The sequence below is a fragment of the Microbacterium sp. WCS2018Hpa-23 genome (assembly GCF_031843845.1).
Taxonomy (GTDB): Bacteria; Actinomycetota; Actinomycetes; order Actinomycetales; family Microbacteriaceae; genus Microbacterium.
Window position 1 is genome coordinate 41,172 of the sequence record NZ_JAVTIZ010000014.1, and the last position, 14,231, is coordinate 55,402.

17 protein-coding genes and 1 pseudogene are annotated in these 14,231 nt (G+C 68.4%); 15 read left to right on the top strand and 3 right to left on the bottom strand.

Annotated features, from left to right (window positions below; all coding sequences use genetic code 11):
* Positions 1 to 182: 182 nt before the first annotated feature.
* Entirely contained in the window at positions 183 to 1,091 is a 909-nt protein-coding gene (gene sigJ, locus RQG77_RS18865; RefSeq protein ID WP_311246118.1) for an RNA polymerase sigma factor SigJ, read from the top strand.
* Between the two features lie 17 nt (positions 1,092 to 1,108).
* Here the strand turns inward: sigJ and RQG77_RS18870 are convergent, their stop codons facing one another.
* Entirely contained in the window at positions 1,109 to 2,014 is a 906-nt protein-coding gene (locus RQG77_RS18870; RefSeq protein ID WP_311246119.1) for a serine hydrolase domain-containing protein, read from the bottom strand.
* Between the two features lie 82 nt (positions 2,015 to 2,096).
* Between RQG77_RS18870 and RQG77_RS18875 the strand changes: the two genes are divergently transcribed.
* The 3 genes from RQG77_RS18875 (at position 2,097) to RQG77_RS18885 (ending at position 4,891) form a co-directional block, all read left to right on the top strand.
* Positions 2,097 to 2,624 (top strand): N-acetyltransferase family protein, encoded by a 528-nt coding sequence (locus RQG77_RS18875; protein WP_311246120.1) that lies wholly within the window; start codon positions 2,097 to 2,099, stop codon positions 2,622 to 2,624.
* Positions 2,621 to 3,352, top strand: a complete 732-nt coding sequence (pnuC, locus tag RQG77_RS18880; RefSeq protein ID WP_311246121.1) for a nicotinamide riboside transporter PnuC — start codon at positions 2,621 to 2,623, stop codon at positions 3,350 to 3,352. Before RQG77_RS18875 ends, pnuC begins: the two co-directional genes overlap by 4 nt.
* Before the next feature lie 153 nt (positions 3,353 to 3,505).
* Positions 3,506 to 4,891: an LLM class flavin-dependent oxidoreductase gene (locus tag RQG77_RS18885; RefSeq protein ID WP_311246122.1), complete on the top strand. Its 1,386-nt coding sequence runs from the start codon at positions 3,506 to 3,508 to the stop codon at positions 4,889 to 4,891.
* 15 nt (positions 4,892 to 4,906) lie between these two features.
* On the opposite strand, the gene RQG77_RS18890 is transcribed toward RQG77_RS18885, so the two are convergent.
* A complete protein-coding gene (locus RQG77_RS18890; RefSeq protein WP_311246123.1) occupies positions 4,907 to 5,086 on the bottom strand; it encodes a hypothetical protein in 180 nt (59 codons plus the stop codon).
* A 101-nt stretch (positions 5,087 to 5,187) separates the two neighbouring features.
* Between RQG77_RS18890 and RQG77_RS18895 the strand changes: the two genes are divergently transcribed.
* The 9 genes from RQG77_RS18895 (at position 5,188) to RQG77_RS18935 (ending at position 12,263) form a co-directional block, all read left to right on the top strand.
* Positions 5,188 to 5,637, top strand: a complete 450-nt coding sequence (locus tag RQG77_RS18895; RefSeq protein ID WP_311246124.1) for a carboxymuconolactone decarboxylase family protein — start codon at positions 5,188 to 5,190, stop codon at positions 5,635 to 5,637.
* A 129-nt stretch (positions 5,638 to 5,766) separates the two neighbouring features.
* Positions 5,767 to 6,807: an iron-containing redox enzyme family protein gene (locus tag RQG77_RS18900; protein WP_311246125.1), complete on the top strand. Its 1,041-nt coding sequence runs from the start codon at positions 5,767 to 5,769 to the stop codon at positions 6,805 to 6,807.
* Complete coding sequence (locus tag RQG77_RS18905; protein WP_311246126.1) at positions 6,804 to 7,010, top strand: CDGSH iron-sulfur domain-containing protein; 207 nt, start codon at positions 6,804 to 6,806, stop codon at positions 7,008 to 7,010. Before RQG77_RS18900 ends, RQG77_RS18905 begins: the two co-directional genes overlap by 4 nt.
* Before the next feature lie 230 nt (positions 7,011 to 7,240).
* Positions 7,241 to 7,918 (top strand): response regulator transcription factor, encoded by a 678-nt coding sequence (locus RQG77_RS18910; protein WP_311246127.1) that lies wholly within the window; start codon positions 7,241 to 7,243, stop codon positions 7,916 to 7,918.
* Positions 7,911 to 9,242: a HAMP domain-containing sensor histidine kinase gene (locus tag RQG77_RS18915; RefSeq protein ID WP_311246128.1), complete on the top strand. Its 1,332-nt coding sequence runs from the start codon at positions 7,911 to 7,913 to the stop codon at positions 9,240 to 9,242. The genes RQG77_RS18910 and RQG77_RS18915 overlap by 8 nt, the downstream gene beginning before the upstream one ends.
* A gap of 58 nt (positions 9,243 to 9,300) precedes the next feature.
* The gene (locus RQG77_RS18920) at positions 9,301 to 10,593 is read left to right on the top strand and encodes a glutaminase (protein ID WP_311246129.1); all 1,293 of its coding nucleotides are present in this window, start codon (positions 9,301 to 9,303) and stop codon (positions 10,591 to 10,593) included.
* 75 nt (positions 10,594 to 10,668) lie between these two features.
* Positions 10,669 to 11,508, top strand: a complete 840-nt coding sequence (locus tag RQG77_RS18925; protein WP_311246130.1) for a hypothetical protein — start codon at positions 10,669 to 10,671, stop codon at positions 11,506 to 11,508.
* Positions 11,509 to 11,670: 162 nt separating this feature from the next.
* Positions 11,671 to 11,973, top strand: coding sequence for a hypothetical protein (locus RQG77_RS18930; protein WP_311246131.1), 303 nt, complete (start codon positions 11,671 to 11,673; stop codon positions 11,971 to 11,973).
* Positions 11,974 to 12,035: 62 nt separating this feature from the next.
* A complete protein-coding gene (locus tag RQG77_RS18935; protein WP_056311088.1) occupies positions 12,036 to 12,263 on the top strand; it encodes an RNA-binding S4 domain-containing protein in 228 nt (75 codons plus the stop codon).
* Between the two features lie 12 nt (positions 12,264 to 12,275).
* On the opposite strand, the gene RQG77_RS18940 is transcribed toward RQG77_RS18935, so the two are convergent.
* The gene (locus RQG77_RS18940) at positions 12,276 to 12,815 is read right to left on the bottom strand and encodes a dihydrofolate reductase family protein (protein ID WP_311246132.1); all 540 of its coding nucleotides are present in this window, start codon (positions 12,813 to 12,815) and stop codon (positions 12,276 to 12,278) included.
* A gap of 29 nt (positions 12,816 to 12,844) precedes the next feature.
* Here RQG77_RS18940 and RQG77_RS18945 point away from each other — a divergent pair.
* Both RQG77_RS18945 and RQG77_RS18950 read left to right on the top strand, forming a co-directional pair.
* A pseudogene (locus RQG77_RS18945) lies at positions 12,845 to 13,063 on the top strand (Cmx/CmrA family chloramphenicol efflux MFS transporter); the annotation flags it as partial.
* 242 nt (positions 13,064 to 13,305) lie between these two features.
* Complete coding sequence (locus tag RQG77_RS18950; RefSeq protein ID WP_311246133.1) at positions 13,306 to 14,202, top strand: SDR family oxidoreductase; 897 nt, start codon at positions 13,306 to 13,308, stop codon at positions 14,200 to 14,202.
* Positions 14,203 to 14,231 lie beyond the last annotated feature (29 nt).

The window sequence follows — 14,231 nt, forward strand, 5'->3', positions numbered from 1 at the left end:
CACCCCGCGTGCGCCCACCGCGCACCGTCTAAAGAGATGACGAGACAGCGCCCGGGAACGTGAGGCCTCACACCTCGCAGCCCTGCGTCGTCATATCCTGCGAAGGCACAACACCATGAGCCCACCACCAGCACAAACACCTCGTGCCCGACCTCGCGATCGCACCACCCGGAGGAGACACCATGGACGACGACCTCGACGACGTCTTCCGCGAGCGTCGCCGTCTGCTGGCGCTCGGCTATCGGATGACCGGCACGCTGGCGGATGCCGAGGATGTCGTGCAGGAGACGTACCTGCGCTGGTACCGGCTCACCGAGGCCGAGCGCGAGGCCATCGCGAACCCCGCCGGCTGGCTGACGACCGTCGCCGGCCGCATCGCCCTCGACCTTCTGGGTTCCGCGCGGCACAGGCGCGAGCAGTACGTCGGACCCTGGCTGCCCGAGCCCGTTCCGGCCGATGTCTTCGCGGGGGTGATCGGATCGCGCACGGCATCGGCGTCCGAGGATCCCCTCGATCGGATCACCCTCGACGATGACGTCTCGACTGCACTGCTCGTCGTGCTCGAGGCGATGACACCCGCCGAGCGCGTCGCCTTCGTGCTGCACGACGTCTTCGCTGTGCCGTTCGACGAGATCGCCGAGGCCGTGGGCCGCTCCTCCGCCGCGGTGCGCCAGCTCGCGGCCTCCGCTCGTCGTCATGTGCGCGAGAGCCGGGCGATCGCCGTTCCTCGCGAAGAGCACGACCGAGTCGTCCGCGCTTTTCAGGTCGCCGCGCGAACCGGTGACGTCGTCGCGCTCGCGCGGTTCCTCGCCCCCGACGTCGAGCTGCACAGCGACGGAGGAGGCGTGGTCAGCGCGGCACGCAACGTGGTGAGCGGCGCCGACCACGTCGCACGCTTCCTTCTCGGCATCGCGACCAAGAACCCCCATCTGGCCGTGGAGGAGCAGCAGTTCGGCGACGGCCTCGGCCTCGTGTTCCGCAGCGGCGACAGAGTGCACTCGGTCATGAATCTGCAGGTCGACGCGGGCGTGATCACTCGGCTGTGGATCGTCCTCAACCCTGCCAAGCTCACGCACTGGCAACCCCGCTGAGGCGCTCCGAGTCCCCGTCAGATCGCCGCGGAGGGTGGTGCTGATGCCACCTCGGCGACAGCATCCGCGGCGATCTGGACGAGCCGCTGATCGCTCTTCTCCTCATGCGCCGTGATCGTGATGACCGCGTCGGCAGCGTCATCGACGAAGACGTACTGCCCGTACCGCCCGTCCAGACGCCATCCGTTGCCCGGCCCCCGCCAGGCAGCGAGTCCGTACGACGAGTACAGACCGTCCGCTCCCGTGACGACCCAGTCGGAATGCATCCGATCGATCCAGCTCTGCGCCACTATCCGCTGTTCACCGAAGCGGCCACCATCACGGAGCACCCGTCCGATCCGGGCCAGTTCCTCCGTGCGCAGTTCGAGTCCGCTCCCACCCACGATCCATCCGAGCGGACACCTCGACCACTGCGGGTTATGGATGCCGAGAGGCTGGAACAGACGGGGCATCAGCCAGTCCCGCACATCGCCGACGACAGCGCCCAGCATCCGCATGGCGACGTACGTGCTGGCATCCGAGTACTGGAAGTGCTCGCCCGGGCCTCGGCTCGGGCGCGCGAGCATCTCATGGGCGAGGTCGGGCCAGGGCACCTCCTGGTCTCCGAACCACTCGAAGTCGATTCCGCTCGTCATCGTGAGGAGATGTTCGAGGGTCACCGCTTCGGTGCCCGCACCGGGCTCGGGCACGTCCAGCACATCGACCGCGCGAGTATCGAGAGACAGGATGCCTTCGTCGACGGCGATCCCCGCGGCGAGCGCGCTCACTCCCTTCGACACCGAATACAGGTTCACCCGATCATCGCTGCGCCATCGATGCTGGGCTGACTCATGACCGACGAGTACATGAAGTCCGTAGGCGCCCAGCTGCTCCTCGTCGATCGCGCGGACGATGCGGTCGCGGACGGTTTCAGCGAGAGACATGACGCCAGTCTCCCGCATCCCCAGCCCCGGCATCCTGCTACCGTCGTCCAGTGCGCACCCGAGCGCAGATGCAGGAGACCCGATGAGCGACCACCAGATCCGGGATGCCGAGACCGCCGACGTCGAGGCGATCACGGCCATCTACAACGACGCGGTGCTGACCACCACCGCCATCTGGAACGAAGAGGCTGTGACGGTCGATGACCGCGCCGCCTGGCTCGCGGAGCGCAAAGAACGCGGCTACCCGGTGCTCGTCGCGGTCGACGACACCGGCGTGCTCGGCTACGCGACCTTCGGCGACTGGCGTCCGCACAGCGGCTACCGCCACACGGTCGAGCACTCGGTCTACGTGCGCGAGGGCCAGCGCGGGCGCGGCATCGGCAAGGCGCTCATGATCGAGCTCATCCAGCGCGCCCGCACGCTCGGCAAGCACGTCATGGTCGCCGCGATCGAGAGCAGCAACACGGGCTCGATCATCATGCACAAGCGCCTCGACTTCATGCAGGTCGGACGCATGCCGCAGGTCGGCGCCAAGTTCGACCGCTGGCTCGACCTCACGTTCCTGCAGCTCGTGCTCGACGAGCGTCCCTTCCCGGACGAACTCGCGTGAATGCCCTGCTCTGGCTGGCCGACGCCTTCAACTCGCAGTGGGTGCTTCCGGGCGGACAGGTGCTGCTCATCCGCGAGGTGGTCGGCAACGTGTTCGGCCTGGCGAGCGCCCTGGGCGGCATGCAGCGCAAGATCTGGGCGTGGCCGGTCGGCATCGTCGGCAACCTGCTGCTGCTCACCGTGTTCCTCGGGTCGATCCTGAACCCCGACCACGAGCTGCCTCACCTGCTCGGCCAGGCCGGCCGTCAGGTCATGTTCATCATCGTCGCGATCTACGGCTGGGTGCGCTGGCGCCAGGCTGCGGCCGACGGCGGCCGTGTGACCCCGCGATGGGCGCCCAACAGCGCGCGCATCGGCCTGGTGCTCGTGATGGTGATCGGCACGATCGCCCTCACTCCCCTCTTCCGCGCGCTCGGCTCGTGGGAGCCCGTCTGGGCGGACGCGTGGACCTTCGTCGGCTCGCTGCTCGCCACCTACGGCATGGCCAAGGGCTGGACGGAGTTCTGGCTCATCTGGATCGCCGTCGACGTCGTGGGTGTGCCGCTGCTGTTCAGCTCGGGCTTCTACGCCACCGGATTCATGTACGTGTTCTACGGCGTCTTCACCGCGGTCGGCTTCGTCGTCTGGTGCCGCGCCCAGGCGAATGCGAAACCCCAGGTCGAGACGATCATGCCCGACCCTCGCCCGATCACCTCGACGATGAAGACCGTCGACGGCGACCGGGACTGACCCGGTCGGGTTCGAATCGCGTGAATGACCCGATCTCCGCTGCATATCGGGACAGTTGCGCGATTCGAACGCCGAGGGGACGCCACCGACGAATGTGACGGCGCATGTCGCGGAGGGCTGACACGGGGCACCTCAGCGGGTTTGCTTGTCCGCATGAGCCGTCAGATCCGCTTCAACGCCTTCGACATGAACTGCGTCGCCCACCAGTCGTCAGGTCTGTGGCGGCATCCAGACGACCGTTCGCGTCAGTACAACACCATCTCGTACTGGACCGACCTCGCGAAGCTGCTCGAGAGCGCGACCTTCGACGGCATCTTCATCGCCGACGTCCTGGGAACCTACGACGTCTACGGCGGCACGAACGAGGCGGCGATCCGCAACGGCGCCCAGGTTCCGGTCAACGATCCGATCCTGCTCGTGAGCGCCATGGCCGCGGTCACCGAGCACCTCGGATTCGGCATCACGGCCGGCACCGCCTTCGAGCACCCGTACCCGTTCGCGCGTCGCCTCAGCACTCTCGACCACTTGACCAACGGACGCGTCGGCTGGAACGTCGTGACCGGGTACCTGCCGAGCGCCGCACGCAACATGGGCCAGCACGACCAACTCGCGCACGACGACCGCTACGACCACGCCGACGAGTACGTCGAGGTGCTCTACAAGCTGTGGGAGGGCTCGTGGGAAGACGATGCCGTCGTCGAGGACCGCGAGCGCGGCATCTTCACCGATCCGTCGAAGGTGCACCCGATCGGCCACGAGGGAAAGCACTTCAGCGTTCCCGGCATCCACATCTCCGAACCGTCGCCGCAGCGCACCCCGGTCATCTACCAGGCGGGAGCCAGCCCCCGCGGCGTGCGCTTCGCGTCGGAGAACGCCGAGGCGATCTTCGTCGCCGCACCCTCGAAGGAGGTGCTCGCCGGCACGGTCAAGCGCATTCGCGACGCGCTCGAGGATGCCGGTCGCGACCGTTACGACGCCAAGATCTACACGCTGCTCACCGTGATCACAGGGGCGACCAGTGCGGATGCCGCGGCGAAGCACGCCGAGTACCTGTCGTACGCGAGCCCCGAGGGTGCGCTGACCTTCATGTCCGGCTGGATGGGCGTCGACCTCTCTCAGTATGCGGAGGACGAGCCCGTCGGAAACGTCGAGTCGAACGCCATCCAGTCGGTGCTGCAGCACCTGAAGGAAGAGGCCGACCTCGGACGCGAGTGGACCGTCGGCGACTTCGGCCGCCACAACGCGATCGGAGGCCTGGGCCCCACCATCGTGGGCTCGGGCGTCGAGATCGCCGACGAGCTGCAGTCGTGGGTCGAGGAGACCGACATCGACGGTTTCAACCTCGCCTACGCGGTCACGCCCGGCACATGGCAGGACGTGATCGAGCACGTCATCCCGGTGCTGCGCGAACGCGGCGTCTACCCGAACGAGTACACGCCGGGCACGCTGCGCAACAAGCTGCAGGGCAAGGGCGACCGCGTGCAGGACACGCATCGCGCCGCCCGCTATCGAGTGGGTGCGAAGGCTCCCGTCGCCTGACCGGCGCTAGCGGCGCTACTCGGCCTTCGAGGTGAAGAGCCCGCGCAGCACGAGGAACACCACGACCGCGACGACGAGCACGATCGCGAGCTTGGCGATGAACCACAGGATCGAGAACAGCGCGCTCACGATCCACCAGGCGATCACCACGGCGAGGACGACGCCGACGATGGTCCAGAGCGAGTTCTTGTTCATGGTTCCAGCCTAGGCGGCGGTGCGGACGTCACAGATCCGGATGCTGCGGCGTCAGTACTCATGGAGGCGCATTCGGCGCCCTCGTGAGTGAAGGAGACGACGTGACGCACGTCAACATCGGCAAGGTCTACGCAGCCCCGTATCAGGCGATGCTGGAGTTCGCCGGCAAGGCCGCAGCGGCCGGGACGGATGCCGGGCTCTCACCGCTGCTCGTCGAACTGGTCAAGATACGGGCGTCGCAGCTGAACGGTTGCGCCTTCTGCCTCAAGATGCACTGCGCCGACGCGGTCAAGGCGGGCGAGACGGCCGACCGGCTCGCGGTGCTCGCGGGCTGGTGGGAGTCGCAGTACTTCAGCCCCGAAGAGAAGGCCGCACTGCAGATCGCCGAGAACGTGACCCTGATCGGCGACCACGGGCGCCTCCAGGACCGCGGGGTCGAGATCGACGGCATCCTGACCGAGAAGCAGATCGCCGCGGTGACGTGGCTCGCCGTGGTGATCAACAGCTGGAACCGCATCGCGATCAGCAGCCACTACCCGGTGCACGGCTGACCTCAGCAGGACCCGGGGCGGATGCTGAGGCATCCGCCCTTCCGCATCCGATGCGTCGCCGTCAAGACCCTTCACGGGTGGGCGGGACCGGGGCGAGACTGCGTGCATCCGATCTTTGGGAGCCTCTCGATGTCTGCGCCAGCCCTCACCCCTTCCGCCCTCCATGGCATCGCGCCGCGCGGTCCGCTCAGCGATGCCGTCGTCCGCCGACTGACCGGTGGTGATGTCGACGATCTCGGCTCTCGGGCTGAGTCCGCGCTCGCGGCGAGCGCCGACGTCGTGCGCGATGACGACATCCAGCTCGCCCTCTTCGTGCTCTACGCCTCGTCGTACGGCTCTCTTCCCGACCTCGATCCGACCCTCGAGTTCGACGCCGCGCTGATCGCCACCAGGGGGCTGCTCGAGCAGGCGTTCGAGCAGGCTCTGCGTGCGACGGTCCCGATGCCAGAGCTCCCGGAGCCGACCGTGGATGCCGTGGGGCGCGCCCTGTTCGCCCTCGCCGAGGCCGACACCGGCCCGAGCCTGTCGCGGTACGTCGCGAAGAAGGCGACCGACGAGCAGATGCACGAGTTCTTCATGCAGCGCTCGATCTACACACTGCGCGAGGCCGACCCGCACTCCTGGGCCATCCCCCGTCTCAGCGGTCGAGCGAAGGCGGCGCTCGTCGAGATCCAGTCCGACGAGTACGGCGGAGGGCGGCCCGAGCGGGTGCACGCGACGATCTTCGCCCGGGCGATGCGTGGCGCGGGACTCGACGACACCTACGGCGGCTACGTCGACGATGTGCCGGCGATCACCCTCGCGTCGCTCAACGCGATGTCGATGTTCGGCCTCAACCGCCGCCTCCTCGGCGCCATCGTCGGCCACCTCGCGGCATTCGAGATGACGTCGTCGATCCCCAATCGCCTGTACGCCGACGGCCTGCGGCGACTCGGGTTCGGCGAGGACGTCACCGATTACTTCGACGAGCACGTGGAGGCGGATGCCGTGCATGAGCAGATCGCGGCGCGCGACCTCGCGGGCGGGCTGGCCGAGGATCGCCCCGACCTGCTGCCCGACATCATGTTCGGAGCCTCCGCCTGCCTCACCGTCGACGGATGGGCGGCGGGCCACATGCTCGACTCGTGGACCCGAGGCGAATCGTCGCTGCGCTCGAGGGCTGATCGATGAGCGCGCGCGAGGATGCCGTCACCATCACCGCCTACCCCGACGGGCCGCTGCTCGTGCGCGGCGCAGCGGTGCTGGAGTCATCAGACGGAGAGCCGATCGAGGTCTCGCGCCGCACGGTCGCGCTCTGCCGATGCGGGCTTTCGACGATCAAACCGTTCTGCGACGGCACGCACAAGGCTGCCGGGTTCCGCACCGACGCCTGAACTCTTCGGTGTCGGCGTGACAACGCCTCGGGAGGCGATCTGCTCCTCGGGCGGAGAATCTTCGGCATTCGGTCCTCCCGAGGAGCAGCTCTCCTCCCGAGGCTCCACGCAGGATGCGGGCACGAGGCCTCACGCATGATGCGCCCCCGAGGCCCCCTGCAGAATGCGGGCACGAGGCGCGACAACCCCGCTTCAGCGCGGATTCAGGGTGCGCCCGCCACACTGGAGGAATGCGGATCCTGGTGGTTGACGACGAGGTGCGGTTGGCCGACGCCGTCCGCCGGGGGCTCGAGGCCGAAGGCTTCGCGGTCGACGTCGCGAACAACGGTGTCGACGGGCTCTGGCGTGCGCGCGAGACCCGCTACGACGCGATCGTGCTCGACCTGATGATGCCCGGCATGAGCGGCTGGAAGGTGTGCGAAGCGCTGCGTGCCGAAGAGAACTGGACCCCCGTGCTCATGCTCACCGCCAAGGACGGCGAGTGGGATCAGGTCGAGGCCCTCGAGACCGGCGCCGACGACTACGTGACGAAACCCTTCTCGTTCGCGATCCTCGTCGCCCGCATCCGCGCCCTGGTGCGACGCGGCGCCGTCGCCCGCCCCGCCGTGCTCGAAGCCGGAGACCTGAAGCTCGACCCCTCGTCGCACCACGTCTGGCGCGGCGAGACGGCCGTCACCCTGACCGCCCGCGAGTTCGCCGTGCTCGAATACCTGATGCGCCATCGGGGCCAGGTGCTGTCGAAGCGCGCGCTGATCGAGGGCGTCTGGGACGACGACTTCGACGGAGACCCGAACATCGTCGAGGTCTATGTCGGCCACCTCCGCCGCAAGCTCGACAAGCCCTTCGGCCGTGAGGCGATCGAGACGATTCGCGGTGCCGGCTACCGATTGGCGGCCGACGGTGGCTAACCGCCCCTTCAGATCAGTGCGCGCCCGGACGACCCTCGGCGCGACTCTCGTCGTGGCCGCCGCCCTGCTGATCGGGGCGTTCTCGTTCTACGGCATCCTGAGTTCCAGCATCCATGCCAGCGCCGAGCGTGCCGCCGAGCAGCGACTCGACGAGCTGACCGAGCGCCTGGACGGACCCGGCGGCGGCCCTGGTGGAGGCCGCGGCATCGACACCCTCGACGACGAACTCGTGCAGATCATCGGCGCTGACGGCTCGATCCGCTCGGCGAGCGAGGATGCCCGCGACGATCTGGGATCGAGCGCGCTGCCGATAGCGGACGATGCGCTCACGGTGACGATCGACGGCACGCCGATGCTCGTCGTCTCGGACGACCTCGAGAACGACGAGACCCTCGTCCTGGCCGTCCCCATCGAAGACGACGACGAGACCCTGTCGACTGTCGTCATGCTGCTCGCAGTCGCTGTCCCCCTGCTCCTCGTGCTCGTCGCGGTCACGACGTGGCTCGTCGTGGGTCGAGCTCTGCGACCGGTCACGCGCATCCGCCAGGAGGTCGACGGCATCACCGCCGAGCACCTGCACAACCGGGTCGAGGTCCCCGCATCGGCAGACGAGATCGCGGCGCTCGCGACCACCATGAACCGGATGCTCGATCGCCTCGACGCCTCGGCGACGGCCCAGCGCCGGTTCGTCTCGGACGCGTCGCATGAGCTGCGCTCCCCCCTCGCGACGATCCGCCAGCATGCCGAGCTCGCGCAGGCGCATCCGGCCACGACCAGCATCGGCGAACTCGCCGAAGTCGTCTCCGACGAGGGTCTTCGTCTGCAGGGGATCGTCGAGTCCCTGCTGCTGCTCGCTCGTCTCGACGAGGGCGGCGGCACTCACGACGAGGCCGTCGATCTCGACGATCTCGCCCTCGGCGAGGCACGGCGACTGCGTTCGCGCGGCATCGAGGTCGACAGCTCCGGCATCCGCGCTGCCCGAGTTGAAGGCGATCCGCGGCTTCTCGGTCAGCTGCTGCGCAATCTCGCCGACAACGCCGCGCGGCACAGTGCCGGCCGCGTGGCCATCAGCGTGATCCCGCAGGATTCCCACGTCTTCGTGACCGTCGAGGACGACGGAGCGGGAGTGCCCCCGGACGAGCGCGAGCGCATCTTCGAGCGATTCGTCAGGCTCGACGAGGCACGCAGTCGGGATGCCGGCGGCAGCGGACTCGGCTTGGCGATCGTCCACGGCATCGCCACGGCCAGTGGCGGAACCGTCTCCGTCGACGCATCCCGCTGGGGCGGCGCCCGGTTCGTCGTGACGCTCCCTCTGTCGGCCTGAGCAGACCCGGCGGCGAACGCCCCGGGGGACGGGAGTCGCGGCGGCGAGGCGTGGGAGCATGGTCGATATGCAGACCCCCATGATCGACTACCTCACCCTGCTGCTCGAGTCGTGCGGGGAGGATGCCGGCGAGGTCGCCTCGTACATCCCCGAGCTCGCCCAGGCCGACCCCGATCGGCTCGCGATCGCGGTGGCGACGCTCGACGGCGAGGTCTACGTCGCCGGGGATGCCGACGTGGAGTTCACGATCCAGTCGATCTCGAAGCCGTTCACGTATGCGCTCGCGATCGCCGACCAGGGCCTCGAAGGAGTGCTCGAGCGGATCGACGTCGAGCCCTCGGGAGACGCGTTCAACGAGATCTCCCTCGAGCCCGAGACCGGCCGCCCCCGGAACCCGATGATCAACGCTGGTGCGATCGCCGCCCACGCTCTCGTGCAGGGCGGCGATGCGGATGCTCGGACCGAGCGCATCCTCGACCTCTACAGCCGTCTCGCGGGTCGCCGGCTCTCGATCGCGGAGGACGTCTTCGAGTCCGAGCTGTCGTCGGCCGACCGCAACATGGCGCTCGCGTACATGCTGCGCACGGTCGGCACCCTCGACGCGGAACCGGCGGATGTGGTGCGCGGCTACACCCGGCAGTGCTCGGTGTCGGTCACGGTGCGCGACCTCGCCCGCATGGGGTCTGTGCTCGCCGCCGGGGGCCGCACGTCAGACGGTGAACAGGTGATCGACCCCGCCATCAACCGGCAGGTACTGAGCGTCATGACCACGTGCGGCATGTACGACTCGGCCGGCGACTGGCTGACCTCGGTCGGCATCCCCGCGAAGAGCGGCGTCGCAGGTGGCCTGATGGGGGTGCTGCCGGGGCAGGTCGGCATCGCCGTGTTCTCGCCCCGACTCGACCCGCACGGCAACAGCACCCGTGGTGTGCGCATGTTCGAGCGCATGAACCACGATCTCGGCCTGCACCTGATGACCTCGACGGACGTGGCCCGCTCCGTGTCACGCCGGGTCGAGCACGACGGCGCGACCGTGCACGAGATCGCCGGCGACCTGCACTTCATGGAGGCCGAGCGCGTGCTGCGGGGGTTCGCGGAGGAGCCAGCGGGCGACGACCCCGTGATCGTCGACCTCGACCGCGTGCAGCGCGCCAACGACATCGCCAAGCGGATGCTGCTCGAAGGCGTCCGCCGCCTGCACCTCGACGGTCATGACGTGCGGATCGTCGACCCGTGGAGCGTGCTCGGCAGTGCCGAGACCGGAACGGGCGAGCTCGTGCACGGGGAGCAGGCTCACGGAGGCTACATTCCTGCATCCTTCCCCGACGTGGCGAGCGCGATCCGCGGTTGATCTGTCGGCTCGTTCCTGAAGATCGCTTCAGGAGGCTTCAGGGTGGCTTCAGCACCTGCGCGAGAGCATCGAGACATGAACGACAAGAACTCGACCCCCGACCAGACGCCCGAGAACCTCCCGTCGAACCAGACCCCGCCGGCGCCGCCCGCACCGCCCGCGCCTCAGGCGACTCCCGCTCCGGCATCCGAGGCCGAGACCGTCCCCGTCGCACCGATCGCCGCTGACGCGACGGCCGCTCCGGCAGCCGCCCCCGCCAAGCCCGGACGCAAGCGTGCGCTTCTGATCGGCGGCGGAATCGCCGCGGCCGTCGTGCTCGTCGGAGGCGGTGTGGCCCTGGGCGCAGCAGTCGGCGACGAGTTCGGCGACGACGACGACCGTCCGTCGATTTCCGACGGCCCGCGCGGAGACTCGGATGACCGCGGCGGCCAGCCCGGCGACGACCGTGACGACGATGGCGACCAGCAGGGAGCACCCCAGGGCGGAGGCCCCGTGACCGGGATCGGCACCGATTCGGCCGACGATCTCGTCGCGATCGCAGATGCCGCACGCGGAGCAGCCGAGGGAGATGTCACGTCGATCGACGCGAAGCGCGACGGCACGTGGGAGGTGCAGCTGACCGCCGCGAATGGAAGCGAGACCGAGGTGCGGGTGGATGCAGACCTCGCGGCCACCGTCGTCTCGACGGAGCAGGACGACGACGACTCCGCCCCCACCCACACGCTCGACGAGGCGGCCATCCGCGCACTCGTCGATGCCGCGCTGGCTGAGGCCGACGGCATGATCACCGACCTCGACGCCGACAACGATGAAGTCAGCCCCTACGACGCTTCGGTGCTCACGAGCGACCGTCGCTCTATCGACATCGACTTCAGTGCGGACTACGCCGTCGTCGGCACCGACATCGACGACTGAGCGACCCGCGTCGTTCCTCGAGCCGTCGGCCCCACGGGGTCGGCGGCTCGACGCGTCTGCGACGAGTTCGGCATTTTCGCATCATGATCCGTTCACCGCGCAGTCTCTCTAGGTGGGTACGGTCTCGATCGCAGACCGAAGATGCTGTCGTCAGGGGAATCCATGCCGGTCACGGTGCACACGAACTTCCACACTCCCGCGCAGGCGGACTCCGTCGTGCGGGTGCTGCAGCAGCTCACGACGGAGCTGAAGCACGTCGAGTGGAGGGTCTCCGATCACCGCTCCGTGGCATTCAGCACACGCCGGACGCTGTTCGCGGGGCCCGCCGACGTGAGGGTCGTCGCGACTCCGATGTCGGAGGGCGGATCCGACGTGCGGATCGCGCTTCAGTCGCCGACCCGTCGCCGGACCACCTCGACGGCAGCCGAGCGGCTCAGCGAGCGGATCCAGCGGGCGCTCGGCTGACGACGATCATCTGCGAAGGTCCCGCGCCCGGCTGACAGCATCCGGCGGCTACCATTTCAGTCATGACGAATTCCGGCCGCATCGACGACGTCTCCATCGGCGGAGAGATGATCCGCCTCGGCCAGTTCCTGAAGTTCTCGGGGCTCCTCGACTCCGGTGGCAACGCCAAGGAGGTCGTGATAGACGGGTTCGTGAGGGTGAACGACGAGGTCGATCGGCGTCGTGGGCGCCAGCTGCACGACGGCGACCTCGTCACCTTCGAAGGCCGAACGGTGCGCGTCCGCCCCTGAGGCCGCTACCTTTCACGGCCTTCTCGTCGCATAGCGCAGGAACATCACGCCGCTGCCGAACCGGCGATCCTCGAGCAGTTCGAGGTCGATGTGCACCCCCTCGGGAAAGAACGGTCTCCCCCCGCCGACGATCCCTGGGCCGATGAACATACCGAACTCGTCAACCAGTCCGGCGCGGATCGCCTCGCCCGCGAGCGTCGGACCGTCGACTGTGAGGTCGCCTTCGGACTCGGCCTTCCAACGCTCGACCGTTTCGGGATCGAAGGAGCGCTCGAGACGGGTGCGCTCACTCGAGACCTCCGCGAGAGTCGTCGAGAACACCACCTTGTCGGCCGCCTGCCACACGCACGCGTAGCCGATCCCCACCTGCGGCTGATCTGGTTCGAGATGTGCGGTCTCCCAATAGACCATCGTCTCGTACATGCGACGCCCATAGAGGTAGGTGCCGACATCGGCGAACTGTCTGTTGATGAAGTCGTGCAGCTCCTCGTCGAGCGCCCAGCCGAACCCGCCGTCGGGCCCGCTGACGTAGCCGTCGAGCGACGTGATCATGGAGTAGATGAGTCGGCCAATGCGGTGAGGCTACTCCCGGCGCCGGGGGTATGGGCGGTTCGTACGCCACCGCGGCATTGAACATAGGAGCTGCAGCGGGGCCGGTGCTCGGTGCGTTCGGGCTCGCGACAGGGCTCGGGGTGCTCGCGCCGGTGTGGATCGCCGCGGCGCTGACGACGATCGCTCTCGTCGTCATGCTTCTCTCCGGACGCGCTCTCACGGAGACTGCTGCGGAGCCCGGTCGATGACTCATCCGCGGGTCGGTCGCCCCCCTCGCTGCCGTCCTCTCGGGAGGAGATCTGCGCTTCGGGCTGAGGAATCCTGCGAGTCTCTCCTCCCGAGGAGCAGTTCTCCTCCCCGCGCGACGTCGGACCGTCCGCTGGCTTCGCCCTTAGCGACCGGAGTCCTGAGGCGCAAGGCGCTGGTCGAGATTCCAACCTCGGCGCACGCTGGAGCCATACCCCCAGACCCGCGACCGAGAGGAACCCCCATGTCTCGTGACCAGTACACCTTCGTCAATCCCGCCGAGCTCTACTCCGACATCGAGCCCGAGAAGCAGCACATGCCCGAGCCGGGGCTCGACGCGGATCTCGCCCCGAAGGCCGACCTCGGCGAAGACAGCTACCGCGGTACCGGCCGCCTGACCGGTCGTAAGGCGCTCATCACGGGCGGCGACTCCGGCATCGGAGCGGCCACCGCCATCGCGTTCGCCCGTGAGGGTGCGGATGTCGCGCTCTCGTACCTTCCGGCTGAAGAAGAGGATGCGGCGCGCATCGCCGGCATCCTGCGCGACGCCGGCGCCACCGTCGCGCAGATCCCCGGCGATCTGCGCGACCCCGAGTACTGCCGCACGCTCGTCGCCGAAGCGGTCGGAGCGTTGGGCGGCCTCGACATCCTCGTCAACAACGGCGGCAAGCAGGTCTACCAGGAGTCGCTCACCGACATCACCGACGAGCAGTTCGACGACACCTTCAAGACCAACGTGTACGCGATGTTCTGGATCACGAAGGCGGCACTCCCGCACCTTCCGGCGGGTTCCGCGATCATCAACACCACGTCGATCCAGGCGTACTCGCCCTCGGACATCCTCGTCGACTACGCCTCGACCAAGGCGACCATCAACGCGTTCACGAAGGGCCTCGCGCAGCAGCTCGCGCCGAAGGGCATCCGCGTGAACGCCGTGGCGCCGGGACCGATCTGGACGCCCCTGCAGCCCAGCGACGGACAGCCGCAGGAGAAGCTCGACGAGTTCGGCGAGAACACCCCGCTCGGCCGCATGGGTCAGCCCGCCGAGCTCGCCCCCGCCTACGTCTTCCTCGCCTCCGCGGAGTCGAGCTACGTCGCCGGCGAGACGCTCAACGTCAACGGCGGCATGCCCACCCCGTGAGCCGCTGAGTGCGAACGCCCCGTCCCGAG

What these genes read in the sequence shown, in the direction of transcription:
- RQG77_RS18875 (WP_311246120.1), top strand. Translation starts at nt 2,097, where the DNA reads ATGAGCGACCACCAGATCCGGGATGCCGAGACCGCCGACGTCGAGGCG.
- RQG77_RS18930 (WP_311246131.1), top strand. Translation starts at nt 11,671, where the DNA reads ATGCCGGTCACGGTGCACACGAACTTCCACACTCCCGCGCAGGCGGAC.
- RQG77_RS18900 (WP_311246125.1), top strand. Translation starts at nt 5,767, where the DNA reads ATGTCTGCGCCAGCCCTCACCCCTTCCGCCCTCCATGGCATCGCGCCG.
- RQG77_RS18940 (WP_311246132.1), bottom strand. Translation starts at nt 12,815, where the DNA reads ATGATCACGTCGCTCGACGGCTACGTCAGCGGGCCCGACGGCGGGTTC.
- RQG77_RS18935 (WP_056311088.1), top strand. Translation starts at nt 12,036, where the DNA reads ATGACGAATTCCGGCCGCATCGACGACGTCTCCATCGGCGGAGAGATG.
- RQG77_RS18950 (WP_311246133.1), top strand. Translation starts at nt 13,306, where the DNA reads ATGTCTCGTGACCAGTACACCTTCGTCAATCCCGCCGAGCTCTACTCC.
- RQG77_RS18905 (WP_311246126.1), top strand. Translation starts at nt 6,804, where the DNA reads ATGAGCGCGCGCGAGGATGCCGTCACCATCACCGCCTACCCCGACGGG.
- sigJ (WP_311246118.1), top strand. Translation starts at nt 183, where the DNA reads ATGGACGACGACCTCGACGACGTCTTCCGCGAGCGTCGCCGTCTGCTG.
- RQG77_RS18890 (WP_311246123.1), bottom strand. Translation starts at nt 5,086, where the DNA reads ATGAACAAGAACTCGCTCTGGACCATCGTCGGCGTCGTCCTCGCCGTG.
- RQG77_RS18885 (WP_311246122.1), top strand. Translation starts at nt 3,506, where the DNA reads ATGAGCCGTCAGATCCGCTTCAACGCCTTCGACATGAACTGCGTCGCC.
- RQG77_RS18920 (WP_311246129.1), top strand. Translation starts at nt 9,301, where the DNA reads ATGGTCGATATGCAGACCCCCATGATCGACTACCTCACCCTGCTGCTC.
- RQG77_RS18870 (WP_311246119.1), bottom strand. Translation starts at nt 2,014, where the DNA reads ATGTCTCTCGCTGAAACCGTCCGCGACCGCATCGTCCGCGCGATCGAC.
- RQG77_RS18910 (WP_311246127.1), top strand. Translation starts at nt 7,241, where the DNA reads ATGCGGATCCTGGTGGTTGACGACGAGGTGCGGTTGGCCGACGCCGTC.
- RQG77_RS18925 (WP_311246130.1), top strand. Translation starts at nt 10,669, where the DNA reads ATGAACGACAAGAACTCGACCCCCGACCAGACGCCCGAGAACCTCCCG.